The following is a 23437-nucleotide window of genomic DNA, read 5'->3' on the forward strand; positions in this document are numbered from 1 at the left end:
ACCTCTCATTTCATGAAAAAAAGTCCATGCTTTTTTTAGCATGGACTTTCATTTCTTTAATAAATGGCTTTTGCCAGTCTCTTACGCATTTTTCTTACTCTTTTAGAAGATAACAGGTCGTCCATCCTCATAAAATTCATCCCGTTTTTTCTGGATGATTTCATTCCTTTGAAAGCTGCCCAGATGCCTAGGGCAAGTAATGGTTTTAAAATGTTATTCATGTTGTCACCCACCCATTCATTAAGATCACTTAACGTTATTGTGCATCGGCATTAAAGGATAAATCTTGATCTTCAAAAAGATCATCAAGCGAAGTCAGACTGCCGTCTTCTTCCACTTGGTGAAGGGACAGCATGCCATTTACAATGGACAGTTCGATAAAACAATTCCAGCAATAATACTGATTGACACCGATCTTGCCTATATCCTTGCAGCTGCAGTTCGGGCATTTCAAATTGAGGGCCCTCCTTTATAGCACTTATCGTACAAAAAGCGACTGCTTCCCAATGGTTAACGGCTCGTGGGAATAGATGAGAGATCTTCCATCCGTCCAATCGGAAAACAAACCTTTTGTCACTTCAATTGCTACAATCCTGCCCCAATCATCAGAAAAATATACATCCTCTACTACGGCATTCGTTTCTCCGTCTTTTGAAAGGAGAGCCTGCTTTAAAATACAGCGAGGATGTTTTGCCATCGTAAAAGTCCCCTTAGCTTGGAAGGGTATCTTGTACGGCCTGCAGCTGCACAGCAATACAGAATCCTGGCCAGCCATCGACACAGAAGTGTAAGGCACATACTTCTTTCGAAAGGAAAAGGAAAGACTTTTTTCACAAATTATGAAACCAAGCACGTTTCCTTTAGAATCTGCCACCACATCTTCTACTCGTCCGATGATTTTTTGGCTATCGGCATGCATTGCTCTTCGTCCTTTTAAAAAAGAAAATGTCCGCAAAGTAACCCCCACCCTTCCGAACATTCTTATCATTCCACGACTTCTAAGGGTTCATGCTTGAAACGTTTTCCATGTTAAACTGAGTCAGCCGCTCCTTCAGTCTCGAATACCTGGCAGATTCATCATTACGCTGAACAGCAAGTTCAAAGGCGGATTCTTCTCCGCACAGAATTAAAAATTCTCGGCTTCTTGTAATCCCGGTATAGATCAAGTTTCTTCGCAGCATACGGAAATAACTTTTCACCACTGGCATGATCACGATCGGAAATTCACTTCCCTGAGACTTATGGATCGAACAGCAGTAAGCATGTGTTATATGATGAAAATCTGATCGTGTATACACGACTTCCACATCATCAAACGCAACCACGAGCTGATCTTCCTTATCCGTTGTTTCTTTTGCATAAATAATGGATACGATCTCTCCCATATCGCCGTTGTACACGTTGTCTTCCGGCTGATTAACGAGCTGCAGAACCTTATCCCCAACCCTGAAAGCCACCTGCTGAATATTCAACTCGCGTTTTTGCGGCCCTGAAGGATTAAAGAGTTCCTGCAGCGTCTGATTCAGAATATCGATACCTGCATTGCCCTTGTACATGGGAGCCAGGACTTGAATATCCCTGGGCGTATACCCTTTTTGCCTCGCGTTTTGGCACACCTGTTTCACCACTTCCAGAACTTGCTGCGGCTGGCAAGAAAAGAAGCTTCGGTCCGCTTTTCTTTTTCTCAGATCATTCGGAAGTACGCCGTTCTTCATGTTATGAGCCAATTCAATGATGGAAGAGCCTTCTGCCTGCCTGTAAATGTCTTTTAGTTCAACCGTGGGAATCACTTTCGATGCAATCAGATCCCGCAGCACTTGGCCAGGACCAACAGAAGGCAGCTGATCTTCGTCCCCGACAATAATGATTTGAATATTGCCTGGAACTGCTTTAAACAGGGCATGTGCAAGCCAAATGTCAACCATTGACATCTCATCTACTATAAGGAGTTTTCCTTCCAGCGGGTTCTCATCACTATGTTCAAAGCCCGCTCCGCCTTTCCACCCTAACAGACGATGGATCGTAAATGCTGGAATACCCGTGGATTCTGACATCCGTTTTGCGGCCCTGCCGGTTGGAGCAACAAGCAGCACAGGGAACGGTTCATCCTTCTTATAGGATGAAGGGTCCAATGAAACACCGTGCAGTTCTGCATATACTTCGACAATCCCTTTAATAACGGTAGTCTTACCCGTACCTGGACCGCCTGTAAGCACCATGACCGGTGAATAAACAGCCGTCTCGATCGCCTGCTTTTGTGATGGCGCATACTCGATTCCCAGTCTTTCTTCCAGTTCACCCAGTGCTTTTAGGAATTCGGAATGAGGAAAAGCTTCCTTATACTCCTCCTGGCTGGCAATGCCTGTTACCGATTCTGCAAGCCCTTTTTCAGAAAAATACAGTGAGGGCAGATAGAGCCTGTCATCCTCCATGACGATTTTTTGATCCTCTCTTAGGGCCTCAATCTCACGGAAAATATCTGAATCGTTGATCGGAGCTTCTCCATTGGTGAGCAGTTTTTTCACTTCTTCCATCACAAGTTCAGAAGGAAGATAAACGTGGCCGGCGTCCGTTCCCCTATCCTGAAGGATATATAAACAGCCTGCTCTGATCCGTTCCGGATGGTTGTATGAAAGCCCAATCCCTTTACCAAGCTCGTCGGCACGCTGAAAACCAATTCCTTCAATGTCATAGATGAGCTGGTATGGATTATTTTGAATGATATGAAGAGCTTCTTCCTTATACGTTTGATAAATTTTCATGGAGAGCTGGGGACCGATACCAAATGGATTCAGCGTCACCATGACCTGCTCAAGCCCTTGGTGCTCAATAAGAACGTCATACAAATTCTTTGCTTTTTCTTCATTCAGCTGTGGGATGCCATTCAACACATCCGGATTTTCCAATATCGCAGAAATGGCGTTTTCCCCCAGATGATTGACGATTGCTTCGGCTGTTTTCTTGCCGATTCCATGGAAGAGGTCACCAGAAAGATATTGAACCATTCCTTCTTTGGTCTGCGGCATATCTTTGCGGAACTGTGTCACATGATATTGTTTTCCGTATTTCGGATGTTCTTTGAAATGGCCAAAGAAAATATAGCGTTCATCCTGATACAGCGGAGGAAGAGTACCTGTGATTATTGCCTCCTTCTCATCGTACGATTCATTCGTCTCATGCACGCGGATGCGTGCGACAGTGTACAAGTTTTCCTGATTAAAGAAAATGGTGGTAAGCAGCGTGCCTTTTAAATATTTTGCTTGTTCATCGAATAAATCGAAAGAAGACTGTTTATCCATCTTTGGTCTCCTGACTTTAAAATAATTCAGACTGCACAGCTTTTTTCTCCACAGCCATTATTGCATCTTATTTTCCACGTTCTTTTTTCCGTTTGCAGCGAGATAATGATCGGGCTGTATACTGAGCGCCTTGCTGAAAGCATGATTGGCAGCGTCCAGTTCATCGAAGTAAACACAGGCCACACCAAGGTTATAAAATGCATCTGCATGACCCGGATCTTTTTCAGTTACCGTTAAAAAAACGTTTTTTGCCTGTTTTACCTGCTCGAGCTGAGCGAGACAGAGCCCATATTGAAAAAGAGACTCTGTGTCGTTTTCGTTCATTTCTGATGCACGCAGAAAATGCGGCAGAGCCCTGATTTGTTCCCCTTTTTGGACAAAGCACATACCGAGCATAAAATGAACGTCGCCCTCATTCACCCCTTTTTCCATCGCCTTGAGAAAGAATTCTCTTGCTTCTTGAAACCTTTCAAGCTGATAGAATGCGATGCCCGTACTATAAAGAGCAGCTCCTGCTTCCGAATCAAGCTCAAGAGCTTTTTCGAAAAAAACGAGGGCTTTCTCGTGCTCGTGGACAGCCGATAACAAATTCCCATAGTTAATATAAGGTACCGGGTTGCCCGGTTCTTTTTCAATCTGCTGTTCAAGTGCTTTTGCCGTTTCCTCTAATTTACCCTTTTTAAAATAATCCTGTTCCACTGCCATCCTCCTGAAATCTGTTCTGATTAAAGTATAACAAAGAATGGAGCACCTTAATAAAAAAAACCAGTCCTTCATATACAAAGGACTGGTCGGCTTATAAATAAGAAATAGGTTCTCCGTTTTTGATAACCTCATCAATGGTAGCACCGCCAAGGCAGACATCTCCGTCATAGAAGACAACGGCCTGGCCCGGCGTAATCGCACGCTGTGGTTCATCAAATACCACCTCAAGGGTCCCATTATCCAGTTGAGTGACGGTAACACCTTTATCAGGCTGACGGTATCTGAATTTTGCTGTACAATGAAATGTTTTTTCTTTTGGCTGCGGACTTACCCAGCTTGGTTTAACTGCAACCAGACTTTCACTGTAGAGCGCTTCATGATCAAAGCCCTGTTCCACGAAAAGAACGTTCTCCTTCAAGTCTTTGCCAACAACAAACCACGGATCTCCGCTTCCTCCGATGCCAAGGCCATGGCGCTGTCCGATGGTATAATACATCAACCCGTCATGCTTACCTTTTACATCTCCATTGAGCGTACGCATCTCACCTGGTTTTGCTGGAAGATAATTGCTGAGGAACTCTTTAAAATCCCGTTCTCCAATAAAACAGATGCCTGTGGAATCCTTTTTCTTCGCTGTGGCCAGCCCGGCTTCAGCAGCAATTTTGCGAATCTCCGGCTTGTTCAATTCGCCGATCGGGAACATCGTTTTCTCAATCTGCTCCTGTGACAGCTGATTCAGGAAGTAGGTCTGATCTTTGTTCTCATCAACACCTCGAAGCATCTTTGCTTCTCCTTCTTCTTCCACAACACGGGCATAGTGGCCTGTTGCAACGAAATCAGCTCCTAGGTTCATGGCATGATCAAGAAATGCCTTAAACTTAATTTCTTTATTGCAGATAACATCCGGGTTCGGAGTTCTTCCCGCTTTATATTCTTCAAGGAAATAGGTAAAAACCTTGTCCCAATATTCTTTTTCAAAATTAACGGCGTAATAAGGAATTCCAATCTGATTCGCAACCGCGATTACATCATTGTAATCCTCTGTTGCCGTACAGACACCGAATTCATCTGTATCATCCCAGTTTTTCATAAAAATCCCGATGACGTCAAAGCCTTGCTGTTTAAGCAAGAGTGCTGCAACAGAAGAATCCACACCGCCCGACATCCCAATGACGACGCGTGTTTCTGCAGGTGATTTTGATTGTCGTGCTGACATTCTCTTTCACCCCCCTTTCATTTTCAATGGCTCGTATTGAGAGCATGTCTTATGCTTTTTTGAAAAAATGCATATTTTAGAGTTTACCTTATTTTTGCAGACGTTTCACTATTTTTGCTGTCTCACGTGCCGTTTTCTCGATTTGTTCCTCTGTATTATGCAATCCAAAACTGAATCGGATCGCATTCTTTGTTCGATCTGTCTTTCCGAACATTGCCGTGAGTACATGGGAAGGCTCAATCGATCCTGCTGTGCAGGCTGATCCGCTAGAAGCCGCAATTCCTGCCAGATCAAGGTTTACGAGCAGCACTTCTGTTTTCACACCCGGAAAGCTGACATTTAAGATATGAGGCAGCCCATGTTCAGCAGAACCATTTACCATGTGTTCAATGCCTTCTTCCTTAAATATGGACAACATGGTCTTTTTAAAACCTTCATATGTTTCTGCTTTTTGAGGACCTTCTTCAGCCATTATGGAAATGGCCTTCGCGAAACCCGCAATTCCAGCAACATTTTCTGTTCCTGCCCGGCGTTTCCGCTCTTGTTCTCCGCCAAAAAAGGATGGTGCAATGGAGACCCCATCACCAATATAAAGATATCCCGTTCCCTTTGGTCCGTTAATCTTGTGGCCGGATACACTCAGCAGATCGACCTGCAATTCTTGAACGTTTAGTGAGAGAACTCCGTATGCCTGCACGGCATCTGTATGGAAATAGGCTTGGTGATCTTTTAAAATCTCCCCGATCGCCTGTATATCCTGGATTGTTCCTACCTCATTGTTTCCATACATGACTGTGACAAGAATCGTATCTTCTCTCAACGCTTTTTTTAGAGCTTGAATTGAAATTCTCCCTGTTTCATCCACAGGCAGGTATGTTACCTCAAACCCTTGACGTTCAAGCTCCTCGCAAGCATGAAGTACGGCATGATGCTCGATCTGCGTGGTGATGATGTGCTTGCCATGTTCGCTATTGGCATAAACTGTGCCAAAAATTGCGGCATTATCCGCTTCCGTTCCCCCGCTCGTAAACATGATCTGGTTGGGATGGGCGCCGATGCTTTTTGCTGCTGTAATTCTCGCTTCATCGAGCAGCTGGCGTGTTTTTCTGCCAAATTGATGAATGCTGGAAGGATTTCCGAAGTGTTCTGTAAAATAAGGCAGCATTTCCTGCACAACGTCCGGATGAATCGGGGACGTTGCCGCATGGTCTACATAGATGCGATCCATAGGATCACCCGCTTTCTTTTCATTCATTAAATGTAAAACATGTAGGAGTCTTGTTCTCCTTCGCCTTGATAGTTCGCAAGATCATCCAATGTTGTGTTATCGAGTACATCTTTTACTGCATCACGGATCTTTATCCAAAGATCACGCTTTGCCGGCTCTTCGTCATCCATAACCTCTACAGGGCTGATCGGCCCCTCGAGAACCCGAATGATGTCCCCGGCAGTGATGGTTTTCGCGTCTTGAGCAAGAACATAGCCTCCATAGGCACCCCTGATGCTTTTTACAAGCCCTGCATTCCTTAGCGGAGAGATCAGCTGCTCCAGGTAGTGCTCAGACAAACTGTGTTCTTTCGCAATCAATTTTAAAGCGACAGGCCCTTCACCGAACTTTTTTGCCAAGGCCATCATGATGGTCAAGCCATATCGTCCTTTTGTTGAGATCTTCATCATACACGCTCCGTTCTATCCAATAGTTAACGATTTTTTTACAAAAAGACAAGGTATATCCCACAATGCTGCCAATGGATACACAAAACAGGATGGTACCGAGGGAAACGGGTCCCTTTAGCAGCCACCCTCCTGCCAGAACAAAAAGTTCCATGAACAGCCTGATGTGGGCAACCTTTTTGCCGGTTTTCTCTGTCAATGCCAGCATTAAGCTGTCCCGCGGACCGGCGCCGCAGTCACTTGCAATGTATAGCCCGATTCCAAAACCGTTAATGATTAGCCCGGCTGCTAACATAATAATTGCCGCCGCAGTTGAATCAGGTGTTTTAAAAAACGGCAGCATCAAGTAACCATCTATAAATATCCCTACAAACAGCATGTTCAGAAAGGCTCCGGCCTGCGGCCATTTTTTAGTAAGCCATGAGGTCGCACCAATGATAAGAAATCCAATAATAATTGACCAAGTACCGATTGATAAACCAAACTGATAATACAAACCGATATGTAAAACATCCCACGGGGCACTGCCTAAATTGGCTTTAATCATGAGAGAGATTCCAAATGACATGATCAGCAGACCAATAAAAAATACAAGCCATTTGTCAAAGAAGGGCCTTGCGATGCGGTTTACTATTTTCATTAGTATTTCCTTCCCTGTGCCTGTTTTTGCATATAAACCCAAACTATTATAGCATGAAACAGCTTATTCTTGCATTCAAATGAACGGTATAGTACCTTTTGATTACAAAAGAATGAGATGCAGGAATGTCTAGCTTCAGCGCTTGCAGAGCCTTATCAGGGCGCTTGCGCTTTTCTTATTAGGAGGATTCAAATGGATTTGTTCAGTGATCACCAATCTCATGAAAAAAAAGCGATGGGACCGCTCGCAAGCCGAATGAGGCCCCGGTCAATAAAAGAATTTATCGGCCAATCCCATATTGTAGGTGAAGGAAAGCTTTTAAGGAGAGCTATCGAAGCGGATCAGCTCACACCGATGATTTTTTTTGGGCCGCCCGGAACAGGAAAAACGACGCTTGCGAAAATCATCGCTAATTCTACGTCTGCCTACTTTGAGCAATTAAACGCCGTCACTTCCGGAGTTGCTGACATCAAAAGGGTGACGAGTGAAGCGAAAGAACGGCTGTTGATGGATGAAAAGAAAACGGTTCTTTTTATAGATGAAATACACCGCTTCAATAAAAGCCAGCAGGACGCCCTCCTGCCTTTCGTTGAAGATGGAACGGTAATTTTAATCGGTGCAACTACGGAAAGTCCAATGTTTGAAATTAACCCTGCCTTGCTTTCTCGATCACGCTTGTTCCGTTTTGAACATTTAACAGATGAACACACACGCTCTGTAATCCTTCATACACTTGAAGATAAAGAGAGAGGCTACGGAAAATACAATATTACAATGGATGATGATGCACTCAGCCACCTCGTGTCTGTAGCCAACGGAGATGCCAGGACTGCATTGAACGCTTTGGAGCTCGCTGTTCTGACGACAAAACCAGACGCTTCCGGCCAGATTCGCATAAACCTGGAAATTGCAGAAGAAAGCATTCAGCAGCGGGTGCTGCAGTACGACAAAAAAGGGGACAACCATTATGATACGATCTCTGCTTTTATAAAAAGCATTAGAGGCTCTGATCCAGATGCCGCCCTATATTGGCTGGCTAAGATGATCTATGCCGGTGAAGATCCAAGGTTCATCGCCCGGAGGATTTATGTCCACGCAGCTGAGGACATCGGCCTCGCTGATCCGAACGCCCTTCTCGTTGCGCAAGCTGCAGCTTACGCGGTGGATTTCGTCGGAATGCCTGAAGCTCGGATTCCTCTGGCCGAAGCGGTAGTTTATCTCGCTACCGCTCCAAAGAGCAATGCAGTTATCATGGGCATCGATAATGCACTTCAGGCTGTGAAGAAAGAAAAAAGCGGACAGGTTCCCATCCATTTACGTGATGCGCATTATAAAGGGGCTAGCCAGCTGGAGCATGGCAAAGATTATCAATATCCTCATAACTTCCAGGATGGGTATGTCGTTCAGCAATACTTGCCTGACCACTTGAAGAACAAAACCTTTTACGAGCCGACTGGCAGAGGTTTTGAAAAAAGCATACAGAAAAGGCTTGATTACTTTAACGAAAGAAAACGAAGTGAAACGTAATCTAGCACTCTGCTAATAAAAAACTATCAATTTTTGCTGAGCACGTATAGAATCCTCTCCTTTTGCTCAAAATGAGAACATAAACTCGTACATTATGAATCAAGGAGAGGATATATATGATAAAAGTAAGACAGGATGCCTGGTCTGAAGAAGATGATCTGCTTCTTGCGGAAACTGTATTGCGTCATGTGCGCGAAGGCAGTACGCAGCTCCATGCCTTTGAGGAAGTCGGCGATAAACTGGAGCGCACGAGCGCAGCTGTAGGCTTCCGGTGGAATGCGATCGTAAGGAAGAAATACGAACAAGCATTGAAGATTGCCAAAAAACAGCGAAAAGAAAGGCAGCGGGCGATCGCTAAAGGCCAGCAGCAAAGCAAACCAGTAAAAGCTCCGGTTAAACAGGCGGTACCAGCAGATGATGAAGTATACCATCCTGAAGAATTTTTCAGAACACCGTTCACCTCTACTGCCCCTCAGCAGGAGCTGGCTGAACCTGCCTATACAGCAGCAGTGCCTGTTCCAAGCATTCAGCCTGCTCAGGCATCCTACCAGACCTATCAGACAGAGAATATATGCCTTAATGACGTGATTGATTACTTATCGGAAATCAATAGAAACGGTCTCGCAAATGGGCGAATAGAAGGCGAGAATGCCTCACTAAAACGGCAAAATGAAGAACTTTTCCATCAAAACCAGAAGCTTACTGAGCAGCTGAACAAGGTGGAAAAAGACTTTGTGGCCATGAAAGAAGATTACCAGGCACTGCTGCAGATTATGGACCGTGCAAGAAGAATGGTGCTGCTGCAGGATGATGCCGCAGAAAACCAAAGTTTCAGAATGGACAAAAATGGAAACCTCGAAAAACTTGCAAAATAAAGAGCCGCTGATTTCAGCGGCTCTTTTTTGCATGAATCAATTCATTCTATTAATGGTAATGTTATGAATTTCAAGCAGTTTGTTTACCACGTGGCCTGCCATAAACAGTCCCGAAACGGATGGAACAAAAGAATTGGAGGACGGCGGCATTTTAGCTTTTCTGATTCCTGGAGCATTTTCAGGAACAATTTTCTCCCGGATGTCTTCTCTGATCTGAACGGGTTTTTCATCGGAGAAAACTACTGTTACTCCTTTATGGATGCCTTCCTTCCGAAGACGCTGCCTCATTACCCTGGCAATCGGATCATACGACGTTTTTGAAATATCCGCAATGCGAAGTCTAGTCGGATCCAGCTTGTTCGCCACTCCCATGCTGGCAATGATCGGAATCTTTCTTGTCAGGCACTCCTTTGCAAGATGCACTTTATAGGTGATCGTATCCGATGCATCCACAACAAAATCAAGGCCGTACGCAAAAAACTGTTCATACGTCTCTTCTGTATAAAACATTTGTAATGCTATCACTTCGCATTCGGGATTAATATCCGCAATGCGCTGTTTCATAAGTTCTACTTTGGACTGGCCTACCGTGGACAATAAAGCATGGATCTGCCGGTTGACATTCGTGATATCCACAACATCCTTATCCACAAGGATAAGTTTGCCGATTCCAGCTCGAGCAAGCGCTTCAGCTGAAAAAGAACCGACTCCTCCAATACCAAGAATTCCGACAGTGCTTCCTTTTAAAGCGGCTAATCCATCTTCGCCAATGGCGAGCTCATTTCTTGAAAACTGATGTAACATGAACCTTCTCCTTTCAAGTCTAGAAAAGCGCAAGCGACTTGCTAAGGTCCGACAAGTGCTGGAACTCTTACTCAGCAACACTGAAAACTGAAATTCATTTTCATCCCTAGGCGCTGAAGCTAGACATTACTTCATAGTACCTTCTTAGCTTACTTCCTAAAAAGAATATACTATTTCCCTGTCATGTACAACCTTTACTCAAATCCTGCAGCAAAAAACAACAAAAACCCGGACAAACCGTCCGGGTTTCCTCTATATTCTTGTATTAGATTAAGTGTTGGATGAGAGTCCCAACTGTGCCGTCAGTTCCTAAGTTTTGAACCTGCTCTCGCAGGTGGGTGCCCTGTTCCGCAATTTATGCGTCCTCTTCGCGGAGGCATGCACGCCTTGCAGAAACACTGACTCCCGAATAAAAAGTGTTGGCTCAAAACATTCGGTATTAACGAACACATCAGGACTCTTATTGGTATAAATCATACCACATCGTTTTATTGAAAACAAGCGAATCGGAGCGTGTTATTTAAATTTTCTAACAGTTCAAACTTCTTACCTATGCCTTTTGTCCGTTCTCTTTTTCCACTTTTACGGCGAGGTGAAGTTCATTGAGCTGTTTTTCACTAACATGTGATGGAGCATTCGTTAACAGACAGCTTGCGCTGGCTGTTTTCGGGAATGCGATCGTATCTCTCAAGTTGTTTCTGCCGGCAAGAATCATCACGAGTCTGTCTAGGCCTAAAGCAATACCGCCATGCGGTGGCGTACCATATTCAAAAGCATCCATTAAGAAACCGAACTCTTCCTTTGCTGCCTCTTCAGTAAATCCGAGCGTCTTGAACATTTTTTCCTGAAGATCACGCTGATAAATACGCTGAGATCCTCCGCCAAGTTCATACCCATTTAATACAAGGTCGTACGCTTTTGCACGAACAGCTCCGGGATTGCTCTCAAGCTGATCAAGATCTTCTTCTTTCGGCATCGTGAACGGATGGTGAAGAGCAACGTAACGGTTTGCATCTTCATCATATTCAACAAGCGGGAAATCAACGACCCAAAGGAAGTTCAACACACTTTCGTCGATAAGATCAAGGTCTTTACCCAGCTTTAGGCGAAGTGCTCCAAGAGCATCGGCAACTACTTTTTTGCTGTCAGCGACGAATAGGAATAAATCTCCCTCTTCACCTTCTAAAGCAGCAAGAAGACCTTGTTTTTCTTCATCAGTAAAGAATTTCGCGATCGGCCCTTTTAATTCATTCTCTTCAAACTTGAGCCATGCCAATCCTTTTGCGCCATACCGTTTCACGAATTCAGTAAGCAGATCAATGTCTTTTCGAGAGTAATTGCCCGCTTGCCCTTTTACGTTGATGGCTTTGACTTCTCCACCATCCAAAACGGTAGAAGCAAATACCTTAAATCCTGATTCTTTTACAATTTCAGAAACGTTAATCAGTTCCATCCCAAAACGTGTATCCGGTTTGTCAGATCCGTAGCGCTCCATTGCTTCTGCATAAATAAGGCGAGGCAGAGGAGTCTGTACGGAGAATCCGCGGACTTCACTTGCCATTTGAACCATAAGGTCTTCCATCATGCTCATCAAGCCTTCTTGACCAAGGAATGAAGTCTCGATATCGATCTGTGTAAACTCAGGCTGGCGGTCCGCCCGTAAGTCTTCATCACGGAAGCAGCGGACGACTTGGAAATAGCGTTCAAATCCAGATACCATCAAGAGCTGCTTAAAGAGCTGAGGAGACTGCGGCAGGGCATAGAATTGTCCTGGGTGCACCCGGCTTGGCACCAAATAGTCTCTGGCTCCTTCTGGAGTACTTTTTGTCAGCATTGGTGTTTCAATTTCCATAAACTCCTGCTGATCAAGAAAATCACGAATCATTTTTGTCACACGGTAACGCAGTTTCATCGTCTCCTGCATGACCGGCCTTCTCAAATCCAGATAACGATATTTTAAACGGACATCTTCGTTAATTTCATTATCATCCGAAATGGAAAAAGGAGGTGTTTTTGAACTGTTGATGATTTCAAGTTCTTTACCTTGAATCTCAATTCGGCCGGTCGGTACATTTTCATTAATAGTACCTTCCTCACGTGCAATTACAGTTCCTTTAACAGAGAGAACAAATTCACTTCTCACTTTTTCAGCAATATCTAATGCTTCACTGGATACTTCGGGGTTAAAAACAACCTGAACCTGTCCTGAACGGTCGCGAAGGTCGATGAATATCAATCCTCCAAGATCTCTTCGCTTCTGTACCCAGCCGGTAAGCTTTACTTCTTCTCCGACATGCTTCTCAGTTAATGTTCCGCATTGATGCGTTCTTTCCGACATGATGTTATTCCTCCTCAAATTTGCTTCAGTATATATTCTGTGACTTGGTCGAGTGCGACTTCCGTTTGTTCACCAGACTCCATATCCTTAACAGAGATGACGCCATTCGCAAGTTCATCATCGCCAAGGACCGCAACAAATTTGGCATTTGTCCTGTCTGCAGCTTTGAACTGAGCTTTCATCTTTTTATCCAGATAATCTTTATCTGCTTTTAATCCGGCTTTACGGAATCGATAGAGAAGAGACGGTGCTTTCTCTTTCGCCTGATCGCCCATGGTAATGAGGTAACAGTCAAGAGAATCTTCGATCGGCAGCTTAACACCCTCTGCATCTAAAGCGAGCAATAATCGTTCAAGGCTCATTGCAAATCCAATCCCTGGTGTGGCTGGGCCGCCAACTTCTTCTGCAAGGCCGTTGTATCTGCCGCCTCCGCTTAACGTTGTGATAGCTCCAAAGCCTTCCGCATCGCTAATGATTTCAAAAGCGGTATGGTTGTAGTAATCCAAGCCCCGTACGAGTTTAGGATCGATCACATATTCGATTCCCATTGCGGTCAATGTCGACTTGACTGTTTCGAAATATTCCCGTGACTCTTCGTTCAAATAATCATGAATCGATGGAGCTGTTTTCATCAGTTCATGATCCCGGTCCTTTTTACAATCCAAGATTCTGAGCGGATTGGTTTGAAGACGGTTCTGGCAGTCATGGCAGAACTCTCCGATCCGCGGTTCAAAGTGCGCCACAAGCGCTTCTCTATGCGCTTTTCGGCTTTCTTTGTCTCCTAAAGTATTTAAGACGAGACGAAGACTTTTTAATCCAAGTTCCTTGTAGACATCTATCGCCAGTGCCATGACTTCCGCATCGATGGATGGGTCATCACTGCCCATGGCTTCAATGCCAAACTGTACAAACTGACGGTATCTTCCAGCCTGTGGCCTTTCATAACGGAACATTGGGCCGATGTAATATAATTTAGTAGGCTGCTGAGCCAGGCCAAATAATTTGTTCTCGACATAAGCCCTGACTGTGCTTGCCGTTCCTTCCGGACGCAGTGTCAGGCTCCTATCACCGCGGTCCGTGAACGTGTACATTTCCTTTTGAACGATGTCAGTTGTATCTCCGACACTTCTTAAAAACAGTTCTGTATGTTCAAAAATCGGTGTTCTGATCTCCTTGTAATTGTATCTGCTGCAGATTTCTCGTGCTTTCTCTTCAACAAACTGCCATTTTTCAACTGTACCCGGTAAAATATCCTGGGTTCCTCTCGGGATTTGATAACCCATCCTTCATCCTCCTTGCATCCTGGTTAACCAATAATCTTTCGTGAAAAATAAAAAACTCCCGTCCCTATTATTATCTGAATAATAATAGGGACGGGAGTTATATACCCGCGGTGCCACCCTGGTTGAAGCTCATGCTTCCGCTCATAATTGCACGTAACGCCTGCATGCGTCCAACTCTACTGGGCATTGTCCATTTTCCGTTCGAATTGAAACCTCGGGAGTGTCTTTCACTAAATCATCATGCAGAAATGCTTGCAGCCTCTGGCATTTCCTCTCTTGGCATGTGGAGTTTACCTACTTTTCTCCGTCACTGGTGATTTCATTGAATTGTTATTTATCTTACTCATCAAAAAGAGCTATGTCAATCCCTTTTGCAAAAAAAGTTGCAGTCAGCGTTTCATTTTTTTGCGAAGGCTGATCACACTGCGTAGAGGGACGCCAAATTCCTCAGCGAGTTCCATCGTGCTCGAAGACGCCTCTTTCTGTATAAAGTCATGAAAGTCAATCCCCATCAGCTGGTTTATATGCGAATTGACATGTTCACCCTTTTCTCCGTGCCGCATCATCATCTTCCTTTCACCTTTTGCTATAGTTTTTCCAAAAGGTGAAGGTTTTAACAGGACTTATTCCCTGCTGTCGAGAATGAGCGTTACTGGACCGTTATTGGTGAATGCAACATCCATCATCGCTCCAAAGATTCCAGTTTTGACCTCAATGCCCTTTTCACGGAGCATATCATTGAATTTATCATACAAATCAGAAGCATGATCAGGTTTGGCAGCACCCATGAAATTTGGGCGGCGGCCTTTTCTGCAGTCACCATATAGCGTAAACTGTGAAACCGATAATATGGAACCTCCCACGTCTATGAGTGACAGGTTCATTTTTTGCTGATCATCTTCAAAGATGCGGAGATTTACTGCTTTTTCAGCAAGAAAAGCCGCATCTTTTTCTGTATCTTCATGCGTCACTCCGACAAGGAGCATCAAGCCGTGGCCGATCTGGCCGACCACTTTTCCCTCTACCGTAACGGCAGCATCTGTGACGCGCTGCAATACTATTCGCATGTTGCACTCCTTTAATTGTATCTTTATTGCATCACTCGGCGGACCGCATAAATGTCCGGTATCTGTTTAATCCGTTCCACCACTTTTTGCAGGTGGTTTACATTGTGAATGGAAATGGACATACTAATCGTCGCCATCTTGTTGCGGTCTGAACGGCCTGATACGGCTGTAATGTTCGTCTTGGTTTCGCCTACAGCATGAAGAACCTCATTGAGCAGGCCTCTTCGATCAAAGCCGCTGATTTCAATATCCACATTGTAGCTCTTCGGTTTTTCGATGCTGCCTTCCCATTCTACCGGCAGTAGCCTAACCTGTGCATCATCTGTGTTGACGTTAACACAGTCTTTGCGGTGTACCGAAACTCCGCGCCCTTTAGTAATATAACCGACGATGTCATCCCCAGGTACAGGATTGCAGCATTTGGAAAGACGGATCAGAAGGTTGTCTATCCCTTTCACAACGATTCCTGAATCAGTTTTTTTGGTTGATGGCAAGCTCTTCGATTCTGAAATGGCATCAAGGATTTCTTTGTTGTCCTGTTCCTGATCTTTTTTGCGGCGGAGTTTGTCCGTCAGGCGTGTCGCGATCTGTGCACCGGTAATTCCGTTATAACCGACAGCAGCATACATATCTTCTTCGTTCGCAAAATTATATTTTCTAATAACCGTCTGAAGATTTTCCTGTGTGAAGACATCCTTCAGTTCGAAGCCCCGTCCGGTAACTTCTTTTTCGATTATTTCTTTCCCTTTGGCGACGTTCTCTTCACGGCGTTCCCGCTTGAAGAACTGGCGGATTTTATTTTTGGCATGAGAGCTTTGCGTGATCTTCAGCCAGTCCTGGCTCGGCCCGTAGGAATGCTTGCTCGTCATGATCTCAATAATGTCACCGGTCTTCAGCGTATAATCAAGGGTTACCATCTTGCCATTCACTTTGGCACCGATGCAGCGGTTGCCGATCTCTGTATGGATGCGATAAGCAAAATCAAGAGGAACCGAACCAGCAGGAAGTTCGATTACATCACCTTTTGGCGTGAACACGAACACCATGTCTGAAAACAAATCCACTTTTAGAGATTCCATGAATTCTTCGGCATCTGCCACATCGTTCTGCCACTCAAGGATCTCCCTGAACCACGTTAACTTATTTTCAAACGTGTTGACCGGAGCCTTCTTGGAACCATCTTTATACGCCCAGTGAGCCGCGATCCCGTACTCGGCTACTCTGTGCATCTCGCTTGTACGGATCTGCACTTCAAGAGGATCTCCTTTAGGGCCGATCACTGTCGTATGAAGAGACTGATACATATTGGCTTTCGGCATAGCGATATAATCTTTGAACCGTCCCGGCATCGGCTTCCATGCAGTATGAATGATGCCTAACGCGGCATAGCAGTCTTTAATGTTATGAACGATAACCCTCACTGCAAGCAGATCATAGATTTCATTAAACTGTTTGTTCTGCTTCACCATTTTTCGGTAGATGCTGTAAATATGCTTCGGACGTCCGGAGATATCCGCCTTGATCTGAACCTCGGAAAGCCGGCTGCTGATCTCTCCCATTACTTCCTGGACGTATTGCTCACGCTCTGCGCGCTTTTGCTTCATTAAATTTACAATTCGATAGTATTGCTGTGGATTAAGATACCTTAAAGAAACATCCTCTAGTTCCCATTTAATGGTAGAAATTCCGAGCCTGTGTGCCAATGGAGCGAATATTTCAAGTGTTTCATTAGCTTTCTGAATCTGTTTTTCTTTTGGCATATGCTTAAGTGTCCGCATATTATGAAGACGGTCTGCGAGTTTAATCAAAATACAGCGGATATCCTGGGCCATTGCTACGAACATTTTACGGTGATTTTCGGCTTGCTGCTCTTCTTTTGACTTAAACTTGATCTTCTTCAGCTTCGTGACGCCATCAACAAGCATGGCCACTTCTTCATTGAACCGGTCGCTGATATCTTTCAGCGTAATCGGCGTGTCTTCCACTACATCATGAAGAAACCCGGCTGCAACAGTTACCGGATCCATTTGAAGATCCACCAAAATACCAGCTACTTCAACCGGATGCTGAATGTATGGTTCACCCGATTTTCGAAACTGGCCTTCATGCGCTTCTTTAGCGTATTCATACGCTTTTCGTAAAAGCTGTATATCGTCATGGGAAAGATAGCTTTCCGCGTTTTGTAACACTTCATCTATGGTCATTGAAAATCACCTAACGTCAAAAATTGTATATTGCTTCTATTATCATGAAAAAAAGTGAAGCTGTAAAGTAAAAAACGAAAAATGTCGAATTTCCTTTATTTACAATTCCATATGAAAAAGAAAGAGTACTCTGTTTTCAGAGAGCACCCTTTCGATCTTTTAATATTGCGTTAACGTAAAAATATCATATCCGGATAACTTTTTTCGTCCGTCCAAATACGTAAGTTCAATCATGAAAGCTATCCCTGCGACAACTCCACCAAGTTCTTCTACAAGTTGAATGGTCGCACCGATTGTTCCACCTGTCGCAAGCAGGTCATCCGTAATCAGGACTCTTTGTCCCGGTTTAATAGAATCCTTGTGCATTGTCAGCACGTCTTTGCCATATTCAAGGCCGTAGCTTACTTTTACCACTTCACGAGGAAGTTTTCCATCTTTTCGAACCGGCACAAAACCAAGCCCCAATTTATAAGCAACCGGGCAGCCAACAATAAAGCCCCTCGCTTCGGGACCTACGATTGCATCTATGTTTAGATCCTTTGCATATTCTGCAATATCATCTACAGCTTTAGCGTAAGCTTCGCCATCTTGCATAAGTGTGGTAATATCTTTAAACCGAATACCCTTAAGCGGAAAATCTTCCACTACAGAGATATATTTTTTGTAATCCATCTTCTATTTTCCTCCTGTATCAACGCCTGATTATTTCCCTTTATACTGATCAAAGCAGTTCTTCAAATCCTGATAGGAAGAATAGACAAGTTGATTTTCAATCTCCGCTTGTTCTAATTTACTCCTATATGTATATGAATGCTTCAGGTCTTTTTTGTCAGGACGATCATTAATCGAAATAACACCATCTTCTATTGTAACAAAATCCAGCTCAAAAAACACTTTTGACATAAATGGCACTGCTTCACGCGACCAGCCCTTAAGTCTAGCCAGTTCCTCTCCGTGCTTGCTGGCATCAAATGTTTTACGTTTGGTTAAGAACGCATAAAACCATCTGAACTGCTCTCTTGTCGGAACAGTGGAAAAGAACTGATCATTTTCCTGGTGGAAGATGACATATGTTCTTTCGGGTTCTGGATTGCTTTCCAGCAGATAAAAGAATTCTTCCCTTGTTTTTGGAACATCGAGAAAAACAACATACTTTTCTTCAAAATTCAGGCTTTCTTTTTCCTGCGGATAAAGCCGGATCTGCTCTTTCAAGTCTGAAAACGCAGGATGTTCCTTCGTATCTGCCTCAAAGGCGATGAGAAGAACTTTGTCCTTAGGGAGGCCGGACAGTTTTTTCTGAGCGTCCCTTATCCCTCTCAGATCAAATAATTGCCATTCTTTTACGGCCAGATCACTAAGCATAAGCTGCGGTTTCCGGAACCCGTTCCATTCATTGATTGATAGCTCTCCTACCGCTGAGAGCGGGGAATGATAGCTTAGCTCATCCATTAGCGGGCCTTTATGAAAACCAATCGCATCCAGCTTGGATTTGCCATCTGAGAATTGTATTTTCAAATGGTTGGACTGGCTGCCGATCTTCTTGATCTCGCTGATTCTAACATCAGGTATCAGTACGCGCGGAGTAGGGTTACTGACGCCAAAAGGAGCCAATTTGTTCATTTGTTCAATGGTTTCAATGGATACTTCATCAAGTGAGCATTCCAAATCAATAGAAGTCACGGGTTTAAAATCTTCTTCTGTTAATTGTTCACCAGCCTGGCGGTTAAGCCGGCTTCTCAGTTCATCCAGATCACTTACGGCCAAAGTCATGCCTGCCGCCATAGGATGCCCTCCAAAGTGTGGAAGTATATCACGGCTCAGCGATAAGTTCTCAAACATATCAAAGCCTTCAATGCTCCTTGCCGATCCTTTGGCAAGGCCCTTCTCTTCATCGATGCTTAAAACGATTGTCGGACGGTAAAATTGTTCGACTAGCCGGGAAGCTACGATACCGATGACTCCTGCGTTCCATCCTTCCTTTGCGACAACAAGAACATTGTTTTTATCAGGTGGATACTTTTGTTCCACCAATTCAATGGCTTCCTTTGTGATCTCAGATACAATGGTTTGACGTGTTTTGTTCAATTGATCAATTTCAGCGGCAAGCATGGCAGCTTCTTCCTTGTCATCAGTCGTAAAAAGCTCAACCGCAGGAACTGCAGAATCCAGTCTTCCAACCGCATTAACACGGGGGCCAATCGCAAACCCTACATGCTCTGCATTCAGCACCGTATCTTTTAAACCAGCAACCTCGAGAAGTGCTTTTAATCCTGTCTTAGTGGTTCTCTCTAGTGCCTTTATTCCTTCTTTTGCAATGATGCGGTTTTCATCCACAAGAGGAACCAGATCAGCAATCGTGCCAATGGAGGCAATATCCAATAAGTGAAGCGGAGCTTTGCCAAGCAGAGCATGCGCAACTTTGAACGCGACACCTACTCCCGCCAGCCCTTTAAAAGGATATGGGCATCCAGGTTTTTTGGGATTGATAATACTATAAGCATCAGGCAGAACAGGAGGAGCCTCATGATGGTCAGTGATGATAAAATCCAGTCCCATCTCTTTCGCCGCACGTGCTTCATTCACAGCTGAAATCCCCGTATCGACTGTAATAACAAGACTGAAACCTTGTTCCTTCGCCCATCTTAACGCGGGTTCATTTGGTCCATAGCCTTCTGTAAAACGATTTGGTATGTAAAAATCAAAATTGGCGTCTAACGCCTTTAATGTATATACCATAACAGATGTACTGCTTACTCCATCTGCATCATAATCACCAAAAATAAGAATCTTTTCTTGGCTGGCAACAGCCTGTTGGATCCGATCAACAGCTTCTCTCATCCCATCCATTAAGAAGGGATCATAAAAAGCCTCCGTTCCACTGGACAAAAACTGTTCAGCACTAGTTTTTGTTTCCATTCCCCTTGCAACTAATAGGTTGGCTACTAACTTTGGGATTTTTAAAGAAGAGGCTAATTCCTTTACTTTATCTTCATCTAAAGTTCGGACATTCCACCTCGTTCGTGCTTTCAACATAAAAAAATCACCTCATAACCTATTTATTATACAAAATGGGTTACGAGGTGACAATGAATTCCTATGCCTGATTATTGGCAGAACTGAATTTAAGTTTTTTCAACTGTCTGGATTTAAGTACAAACCAGAGCTGAGAAGCAATACAAATAGATGCATACGTTCCAAAAACCAGTCCGATCAACAGGGCGATCGAGAAGTTCATGATGGACGCGTTTCCGAAGACCAGCAATGCAACTACCGTGAGCACTACGGCAAATACCGTATTAATGGAACGGGTAAGAGTCTGCATAATACTGTCGTTGATCACCTTGTAGAGGGTCTCAACATTTTTCACCTTCGTAAACTTCATGTTTTCGCGAATTCGGTCAAACGTGATGATCGTATCATGTACTGAGTAACCTACGATGGTTAATACGGCTGCTATAAACGTAAGATCCACTTCAAGCCGCAGAATGCTGAATATGGCTACAATCAAAAATGCGTTGTGCAATAATCCAACAATCGCTGCCAATGACATTAGCCATTCAAAACGCAGGCTGATGTAGATGATGATTCCGATGGAGGCAATCAGTACAGAAATGATCGCATTCCTGGCCATTTCCCGGCCAACCGTTGGTGATACTGTATTGATGTTCGGCTCATCTCCGTATTTCTGTTTAATGGCCGTATTCACTTTTGCCACTTCTTCACGTGAGAGCATACCAACAAAGGATACTGTCGCTCTGTCACTATTTTTACCAGAGATCAGCGGCTGGCCATCCGGTTTAAGACCTAAATCTTCAAAATCTTTCTTGAGCTCAGCAGCTTTTAAATGGTTCCCGCTGATTTCAACCCTCGTTCCGCTTTCAAAATCGATACTTAATTTCAAACCTATGGTTAAAAGGCAAATGAGCCCTACGATGGTTAAAAGAGAGGAGAAAATAAAAAATTTCTTCCGCTGTTTTACAACATCAAAATGAAAATTCGGGTTTCTAAAGCTCATGTATATCACTCTCTTTCACTCCGAAGTAACCCGGTTTTTTGTTCAAGAACTTGCTGTTTACCCAGAGGCCTAGCAAAATTCGGGATACGTACACATTGGTAAAGAAGCTGGTTACAACACTCACAATTAGTACGAGAGCGAATCCCTTAACTGAACTTGTACCATATGCAAATAGAACTGCTGCTGTGATGATGGAGGTTAAATTCGCATCAAAGATCGGAGCAAACGAGCGCTTTGACCCCGACTTATAAGCGGAAGCGATTGATTTTCCGGAACGAATTTCTTCTTTAATTCTTTCAGCGGTTATAATATTTGCATCTACAGCCATACCTACTCCAAGGATAAAGGCAGCGATTCCTGGAAGAGTCAGTACCGCATCCATCCAATCAAAAATGAGAAGGTTTAAATAAATATAAAAACTGAGTGTGACAATAGCGATAAGGCCTGGGAACCGGTAGTAAAACGCCATAAAAAGGAAGACGAGAGCAATACCGATAATTCCGGCAGTGACCGTTTCATCCAAAGCCTGTTTCCCGAATTTAGCACCAACAGAATTCGAATAGTTTTCATCCAATTTCACAGGAAGTGCTCCGGCATTCAGGATAGAAGACAGGTTATTCGCTTCTTCCTGGGAAAAATGTCCAGTAATAACGACAGTTTTCTGATCCAATTCTTTAGTGACAGATGGCGCAGAGATAAATTTAGGTTTTTTCTTTGTCGCCTCTTCTTTATATGAATCGCCTTTTTTATAATCAAGCCAGATGACGAGCTGATTTTGTCCAGGCCCCATGTTCATGACTTTTCTCGTTACTTTAGCAAACTTATTCGGATCTTTCAGAGTCAGCTGAACGATCGGCTGGTTCGGATTGTTCTGGTCAAAGGTTACTTTTGAACCGCCGCCTTTAAGGTCCGATCCATCAAGCAATACCTTGTCATTGACATCTCTGAAGGTCAACTGAGCCTGTGTAGAAAGGAGTTTTCTTGCTTTGTTCTGATCCTTGATTCCTGCAAGCTGAACCCGGATCCGATTTTTCCCTTCGATTGTGATGTTCGGCTCCGAAACACCAAGTACGTTTACCCGTCGATCGAGTGCTTCTACCGCACTTTTTAGAACATCGTTTGTAATCTTTTGGCCTTCTTTGGCTGGTTTTACATCGTAAAGTACTTCAAATCCCCCTTGTAAATCCAGACCGAGCTTAATATTATTTACAATCCCCTTTGTTGTCATGCCGATCAGACCAACAATTACGGCAAGGATTATAAAAAATGTAAGGATCTTGCTCTTCTTCACCATTCCTTCTTTCCTCCTTCATGCTGCCGACACACTTTTAAGCACGATAATGAATATGTATAGAAAAGTGCAATCTTCCCCATTATAGCGACAGTTGTTTTTTTCTGTCAATTTCATTCCGAAAACTTTGTAAAACTTTACATAATCCTATCTTTTGCGTTTCTTTGATAAACAGCAAAAAAGGGTACCCCGCCGGGGATGGCCCTTTTATTCCACATCCCTCTTAAACGCTTCGAGTGTCAGCCAGTTCATAAAATCGGTCAATGATAAACCAAGTATCAGACCAACAAGAACATGCAATTTTGCTTCCTCTTTTTTCTTTTGAGCCTTACGCATCACACAATTCCATACTTCTTCATTCGAAACACTCTCGTACCCAAGAAAATGAAACTCCTCAGCTTTGCATTGCAGAGCTGGTTCAACCTCTGTTTTCATGTCTTCAAAACTCATCACATCCAATGATTCGTTCACCTCTCCTGCGTTTTGCGGATAAAAAACA

The 23437-nt window shown here is 43.9% G+C and carries 20 protein-coding genes, 1 other RNA gene, 1 pseudogene and 1 other annotated feature; of the genes and pseudogenes, 2 read left to right on the plus strand and 20 right to left on the minus strand.

Features of this window, described 5'->3' with window-relative positions; translation table 11 throughout:
- Window positions 1-56: 56 nt before the first annotated feature.
- From M1K46_RS12085 to M1K46_RS12125, 9 genes are all read right to left on the minus strand, one after another.
- A complete protein-coding gene (locus M1K46_RS12085) occupies window positions 57-221 on the minus strand; it encodes a hypothetical protein (protein WP_156316357.1) in 165 nt (54 codons plus the stop codon).
- Window positions 222-256: 35 nt separating this feature from the next.
- Complete coding sequence (locus M1K46_RS12090) at window positions 257-454, minus strand: hypothetical protein (protein WP_053357738.1); 198 nt, start codon at window positions 452-454, stop codon at window positions 257-259.
- A gap of 24 nt (window positions 455-478) precedes the next feature.
- A complete protein-coding gene (locus tag M1K46_RS12095) occupies window positions 479-988 on the minus strand; it encodes a PRC-barrel domain-containing protein (RefSeq protein WP_309144586.1) in 510 nt (169 codons plus the stop codon).
- A gap of 10 nt (window positions 989-998) precedes the next feature.
- The gene (gene recD2 / locus M1K46_RS12100; protein ID WP_256226175.1) at window positions 999-3299 is read right to left on the minus strand and encodes an SF1B family DNA helicase RecD2; all 2301 of its coding nucleotides are present in this window, start codon (window positions 3297-3299) and stop codon (window positions 999-1001) included.
- 57 nt (window positions 3300-3356) lie between these two features.
- Window positions 3357-4004 carry a tetratricopeptide repeat protein gene (locus M1K46_RS12105; RefSeq protein WP_053357735.1) on the minus strand — a complete coding sequence of 216 codons (648 nt, stop codon included), beginning with the start codon at window positions 4002-4004 and terminating at the stop codon, window positions 3357-3359.
- Between the two features lie 91 nt (window positions 4005-4095).
- Window positions 4096-5220 carry a tRNA 2-thiouridine(34) synthase MnmA gene (gene mnmA / locus M1K46_RS12110; RefSeq protein ID WP_256226176.1) on the minus strand — a complete coding sequence of 375 codons (1125 nt, stop codon included), beginning with the start codon at window positions 5218-5220 and terminating at the stop codon, window positions 4096-4098.
- 88 nt (window positions 5221-5308) lie between these two features.
- Complete coding sequence (locus M1K46_RS12115) at window positions 5309-6448, minus strand: cysteine desulfurase family protein (RefSeq protein ID WP_256226177.1); 1140 nt, start codon at window positions 6446-6448, stop codon at window positions 5309-5311.
- Window positions 6449-6474: 26 nt separating this feature from the next.
- A complete protein-coding gene (gene cymR / locus M1K46_RS12120; RefSeq protein WP_256226178.1) occupies window positions 6475-6894 on the minus strand; it encodes a cysteine metabolism transcriptional regulator CymR in 420 nt (139 codons plus the stop codon).
- Window positions 6827-7534 (minus strand): YczE/YyaS/YitT family protein, encoded by a 708-nt coding sequence (locus M1K46_RS12125; RefSeq protein ID WP_256226179.1) that lies wholly within the window; start codon window positions 7532-7534, stop codon window positions 6827-6829. The genes cymR and M1K46_RS12125 overlap by 68 nt, the downstream gene beginning before the upstream one ends.
- A gap of 192 nt (window positions 7535-7726) precedes the next feature.
- On the opposite strand from M1K46_RS12125, the gene M1K46_RS12130 reads away from it, so the two are divergent.
- Together M1K46_RS12130 and M1K46_RS25640 are read left to right on the plus strand one after the other, a co-directional pair.
- Window positions 7727-9061, plus strand: coding sequence for an AAA family ATPase (locus tag M1K46_RS12130; protein ID WP_053357732.1), 1335 nt, complete (start codon window positions 7727-7729; stop codon window positions 9059-9061).
- Window positions 9062-9177: 116 nt separating this feature from the next.
- On the plus strand, window positions 9178-9936 hold the full coding sequence (locus M1K46_RS25640; RefSeq protein WP_305585056.1) for an RsfA family transcriptional regulator: 759 nt from the start codon (window positions 9178-9180) through the stop codon (window positions 9934-9936).
- 36 nt (window positions 9937-9972) lie between these two features.
- On the opposite strand, the gene M1K46_RS12140 is transcribed toward M1K46_RS25640, so the two are convergent.
- From M1K46_RS12140 to M1K46_RS12190, 11 genes and pseudogenes are all read right to left on the minus strand, one after another.
- Window positions 9973-10740: a tRNA threonylcarbamoyladenosine dehydratase gene (locus tag M1K46_RS12140; protein WP_053357729.1), complete on the minus strand. Its 768-nt coding sequence runs from the start codon at window positions 10738-10740 to the stop codon at window positions 9973-9975.
- Window positions 10741-11023: 283 nt separating this feature from the next.
- Window positions 11024-11201: non-coding RNA, 6S RNA (ssrS, locus tag M1K46_RS12145), on the minus strand.
- A gap of 89 nt (window positions 11202-11290) precedes the next feature.
- Window positions 11291-13078, minus strand: coding sequence for an aspartate--tRNA ligase (gene aspS, locus M1K46_RS12150; protein ID WP_256226180.1), 1788 nt, complete (start codon window positions 13076-13078; stop codon window positions 11291-11293).
- A 14-nt stretch (window positions 13079-13092) separates the two neighbouring features.
- Complete coding sequence (hisS, locus tag M1K46_RS12155; protein WP_256226181.1) at window positions 13093-14361, minus strand: histidine--tRNA ligase; 1269 nt, start codon at window positions 14359-14361, stop codon at window positions 13093-13095.
- Window positions 14362-14444: 83 nt separating this feature from the next.
- Window positions 14445-14681 (minus strand) — a binding site (T-box leader).
- A 69-nt stretch (window positions 14682-14750) separates the two neighbouring features.
- Window positions 14751-14930 carry an RNA polymerase subunit sigma-70 gene (locus M1K46_RS12160; protein ID WP_309144587.1) on the minus strand — a complete coding sequence of 60 codons (180 nt, stop codon included), beginning with the start codon at window positions 14928-14930 and terminating at the stop codon, window positions 14751-14753.
- Window positions 14931-14984: 54 nt separating this feature from the next.
- Entirely contained in the window at window positions 14985-15428 is a 444-nt protein-coding gene (gene dtd / locus M1K46_RS12165; protein ID WP_053357726.1) for a D-aminoacyl-tRNA deacylase, read from the minus strand.
- A gap of 23 nt (window positions 15429-15451) precedes the next feature.
- Window positions 15452-17632, minus strand: a complete 2181-nt coding sequence (locus tag M1K46_RS12170) for a RelA/SpoT family protein (RefSeq protein WP_256226182.1) — start codon at window positions 17630-17632, stop codon at window positions 15452-15454.
- A gap of 159 nt (window positions 17633-17791) precedes the next feature.
- On the minus strand, window positions 17792-18304 hold the full coding sequence (locus M1K46_RS12175; RefSeq protein ID WP_256226183.1) for an adenine phosphoribosyltransferase: 513 nt from the start codon (window positions 18302-18304) through the stop codon (window positions 17792-17794).
- Between the two features lie 30 nt (window positions 18305-18334).
- The gene (gene recJ / locus M1K46_RS12180; RefSeq protein WP_256226184.1) at window positions 18335-20665 is read right to left on the minus strand and encodes a single-stranded-DNA-specific exonuclease RecJ; all 2331 of its coding nucleotides are present in this window, start codon (window positions 20663-20665) and stop codon (window positions 18335-18337) included.
- Between the two features lie 61 nt (window positions 20666-20726).
- Window positions 20727-22941: pseudogene (gene secDF / locus M1K46_RS12185) on the minus strand (protein translocase subunit SecDF).
- A 204-nt stretch (window positions 22942-23145) separates the two neighbouring features.
- Window positions 23146-23409: a post-transcriptional regulator gene (locus M1K46_RS12190; RefSeq protein WP_231689225.1), complete on the minus strand. Its 264-nt coding sequence runs from the start codon at window positions 23407-23409 to the stop codon at window positions 23146-23148.
- Window positions 23410-23437 lie beyond the last annotated feature (28 nt).

Origin of the sequence: Fictibacillus sp. WQ 8-8, from assembly GCF_024494405.1 — a bacterium.
Classification (GTDB): Bacteria; Bacillota; Bacilli; order Bacillales; family Fictibacillaceae; genus Fictibacillus_C; species Fictibacillus_C marinisediminis.